Here is a 4501-nt window from a genome sequence, read left to right on the forward strand (position 1 = left end):
ATAGACCGAGAAGCCGACCTGTGGGCCGGGGTTTGCAAGATACGCATCCCAGAAGCCCGGATACTCCTCGCCATTAAAGAGGAAGGCACTCTTATCTGCATTCGGACGACCATTGACAATAGCAACCGCCCGGGCATCTGCCAGCCCTACGGTATCGACACCGGCAAGTGGTGCATATGCAGTCGCTTCCAGATCATCGGTGCAGTATCCCGGATGTGACTGGACGATATCATATCCATCATTGATCAGAATCGTCTTCCGTGTCTCCTCCTGATGCTCATAGACGACCACAAGATAACTGCCATAGATACCATAGTCGGCACCCGCCTCCGGTGTGATCATGAGGGTGTTTCCAGAGGGGTCAAACAGAGAGGTCACATTATAGACATGCAGTCCACCCGGATAATCATAGGAGCCATACCCTTTCTGATCAGTGTAGGAAGCATCCGGGGAGATGAGCGCACCATTGAATATCATTGTTGGTGCAGGAGCAGTCGCCATCTTGTTCCAGGTGTACCCCTGATAGAGACGGGCTGAACGTATGGTCGCTCCTGCCGGCAGTGTGAGATTCTCTGCAGTCCAGGTGATCATCTTCTCTGTCCAGAGATTGCCGGAGTATTCGGCATCCCCGGTCGAATAGAGGATATTGACAGGACCTGAGAAGGTGTATGCCGTCGTGAGATCGTCTCCTTCCGTCCACCGCTTCCCTTTATATCCATTATAATAGACGGTGGCATCTGTTGTCAGACTATCCCACCCTGCCATGATCGTCAGGTTAACCGGACCTGCGATATCCGGCATATATCCGGTGAAGTTGACGAGCGTAGACTCGTTTAGACCAAGCCAGGGAATGAGAGTATCTTCAGTATAATTACCAGCAGTAAGCCTGACCGTAGCGTTCTCTGCAGGTGCTGTCCCGTTATTCTTCACTGTCGCCTGAATGGTGTTCGGCTGGAGAGCGAAGAGTTCGCGGTGTCCGGAGTTTGCCTGCGGATTGTATACAACGTTGCTAATATCAAAGGATGGTGATGAATAGGTATACTCAGTGATCAGGATCGCTCCGGCGGCAACGAGTGAATCCCCACTTGTTCCGACTTTCACACTTCTGATCGCAGCCTCGTTATAGTCCATCTCCAGGGCATCAGTCACATTATAGACCGAGAACCCAACCTGGGGATCCGGATTTGCCTGGTATGCCTCCCAGAATCCGGGATATTCTTCGTCATTGAAGAAGAAGGCACTCTTATCCACATTCGGACGCCCGAAGACGATGGCTATCGCATCAGCTGTCTCGAAGTCGTCAATATCATTGAAGGGTGCAAAAGCCGTCGCTTCAATGTCATCTGTGCAGTATCCCGGATGCGACTGGATGATATCAAAGCCCTCGTTCAGATAGATATACCGGATAACCGGATCTGAATCCAGGTATATAACAATGAGGTAACTCCCATAGATGGCATAATCGGCATCCGCCTCAGCGGTGATCGTCAGGGTGTTCCCGGTTTTATTGAAGAGATCGGTGACATCATAACCATACAGACCTGCCGGGTAGTCATAACTGCCATATCCCTTCCGATCGGTATAGGAGACACCTGCTGTGATGACCTCACCATTGAACGTCATCGTCGGTGCAGGAGCAGTCGCCATCTTATTCCAGGTATATCCCTGGTAGAGCCGTGCTTCCAGGACCTCCTTACTCTCCGTCATCGGGAGATCAGGTATCGGGAGATCCGCCTCTGTCCAGACGACCGTCTTCTCGGTCCATTCTTTATTTCCCGAGTAGGCAGAGTCCCCGGTCGAGTAGGCGACGTTCACACTGCCGACAAAATAGGTGTCGGTTGCGATATCTGTCCCATTCGTCCACCGCTTCCCTTTATACCCATTATAATAGACGGTCGCCGTCGTCTCAAAGGTCTCATCATCACCAGCGATGATCGTCAGGTTCACCAGACCTGCAGCCTCCGGCATATATCCGGTGAAGTTTGCAAGGGCTGATCCGCCTGCTTCGATCAATGGAACGGTCAGCTCTTCGGTGTAGTTCAATGCGACCAGTCGAACCAGCACATCCTCTGCTGCAAGACTTCCGGTATTGTTAATCTGAATCTGTACCGTATTTGGCTGAAGGGCAAAGAGCTGACGATGGCCGGAGTTTGCCTGTGGGTTGTACGCAACGGAGGTAATGTTAAGAACGGCATCAGGCCCGGTCACCAGGGTGGCAAGTGTCCACTTGTACGTGCCGGATCGTGTTGCGGTCAGGTCACTCTCCTCTCCAGGGGTGAGAGAATCAGGAATATTCCACGTATTGACACGGACTCCATCAACAGCCGCACCACCACCGACCAATACCTCTCCATTCAGATCATAGGTCGCATCGGCACTCGATGTATGAATAACCGAAAGATCCGCCCGATCCGGAACGGTTGAGAGTATGCTCGTATCAAAAGAGGTCTCCCGTGGTTCAGGATTATAGGTGCCTGCCGTCACCGCATGACCCTGATTCACCCAGTAGGTGATCTCATCTGCATCATCATCGGTGTATGCAACAACAAGCGCCACATAACGGATACGACCGTCAAAGGTATCATCCACTTTACTGGTCTCGATCTGCACCGCCTGGTCTCCCTGCTCAATCCGATCTGCCACATCATACCAGATCTGATAGTCACTTGTTACCCGGTTCACCTGATCATGTACGAAATAGACCTGCCCGATTACTGGTGCATCGATCCTAAGAAGCTCGTCTCCAAGGATCTCACCATTGAAGGTGGTGTTTGCCCATCCTGAGCGGTTATCTGTCTGATGACCCCCATACACAAGCGTATACAACCGAGCCCACTCGATGGTATCATACGACGGCAGAGTAAACTCCACTGTGGCATTGGTCTGTGGCCAGACACCCAGAACACCAGTATAGAGTCCTCCGGTAATCGTTTCGCTCTGAACGGTTTCAAGCGGCAGATCAGCTGCACTCACCGCCGCAGGAATAAGTAAAACAAGAACCATTGCAAGGGCAACCACCCACAGCGGGTTCATAGGTACACTTTTACAAGTCATAGTATTCTCCAGATCAACTATCATCCTGGTACAGAAGAACCCGAACCAGCATAAATAAGATCTGTTGATGTCACATATGATAATACTTATGAAATTACTCTTATGATATATAACGCCTTAAAAAAATTTATGTAAAACTCTCCATCACCCCGGTCACCTGGTACGGATGTACCGTCGTCTCCACCGTCTTTGCCCCGCCTTTACCGGTGAGCCGGAGAGTATATCCACCGATATTCATAAAGGAGATTGACTGGGGGGTCAGAAGACCGGTATTCTGCCCGTACAGATAGATTCGGGAACCTGGAGGCGTGCTCTCTATCCGGAGCGTTCCAAAGACGTACCGCTGAAGGGTGAACCGGAACGTCTCTGAGACTCCATCATGGATCGATGGCGTCATCCAGAAATCCGCCTCTGCCGGCAGATGTCCGGGCCTTGAAACGAGCAGCCGGTGCGGACCTGCCGAGACATTCTCTATCGTTGCAGGCGTATGGAAACCAGTTGAGAATCCATCAAGGGTGATCGCCCCCCCTGCCGGTGATGACTCAACCAGGATGCTCCCCATCACCGGATCACTCCAGTCGATCCGATCTCCGCTGATCCGGTATGTCAGATATGATACGCCAGTATTAACCGTAAGATAGGGATTCAACCCCCTCACATCAACCTCTGCCGGTATCTTCTCAGCCTGCAGCAGACCATTGATTGAGAAGGCCATCCCCTCAAAGACCGGGTTATCGATGAGAACCATCCGGGTATAGACCTCATCATGCCGTGCAAATGATACCGGGGTGATCTCACCCGGATAGACCCTGACCTCTTTGGTCTCAACCGGGAAGGTAACATCCTTCAACCGAAGGCGGACCGTATGAATGCCGGGTGTCACCCCATAGATCACCTGAGGTGTCGTTCTGCCGATGCGCCGTCCATCCAGGTAGATCTCAGCATCATCCGGTCGTGAGGTGACATATATTCCACCGATGGTGACAGAATAGAGGTCGGGGTCCTCCACCTTCAGCACCCTGCTCCCTGATGCTGATACCGGCATATCAAGGGTGACCACCTGCTCCATCGTCAGCACCACAGACTCACTCACTGATATGAAGCCATCAAGTGAGAGATCAATTGAATAGAGACCTGATGGAAGGTCAGGTATCGTAGAGGGCGTCACCTTCCCGAGGTACTCGCCATCCAGAGAGATGAGTGCGCCGGGCGGATTTGACCTGACCGTGAGTGGATAGGAGGTATTGGTATGATCGATCCTGATCACATCAGGCAGGATCAGACCATCATCCGGCAGAATCGGCTCATCCTCGGGATGAACGGGAGCAGCAGACCTAATCCCATTCAAACCCATCCAGGGGAATATCAATCTGACATCACGGATATCCGGAAGAGAGAGGGTACTCCTCTCGCCCTCTTCTTCTCGACCAGTCTCCTGCTGAGCCTC

2 protein-coding genes are annotated in these 4501 nt (G+C 52.0%); both read right to left on the bottom strand.

Annotation, left to right across the window (positions count from 1 at the left end; all coding sequences use genetic code 11):
• Positions 1 to 3033 (bottom strand): DUF3344 domain-containing protein (locus Q7V06_RS07840; RefSeq protein WP_304840303.1); only part of this gene is annotated, 3033 nt, incomplete at its 3' end.
• Positions 3034 to 3181: 148 nt separating this feature from the next.
• Positions 3182 to 4501, bottom strand: a 1320-nt coding sequence (locus tag Q7V06_RS07845; protein ID WP_304840305.1) for a PEGA domain-containing protein, incomplete at its 5' end; no start/stop codon positions are given.

Origin of the sequence: Methanocalculus sp., from assembly GCF_030651615.1 — an archaeon.
In the GTDB taxonomy this organism is placed as follows: domain Archaea; phylum Halobacteriota; class Methanomicrobia; order Methanomicrobiales; family Methanocorpusculaceae; genus Methanocalculus.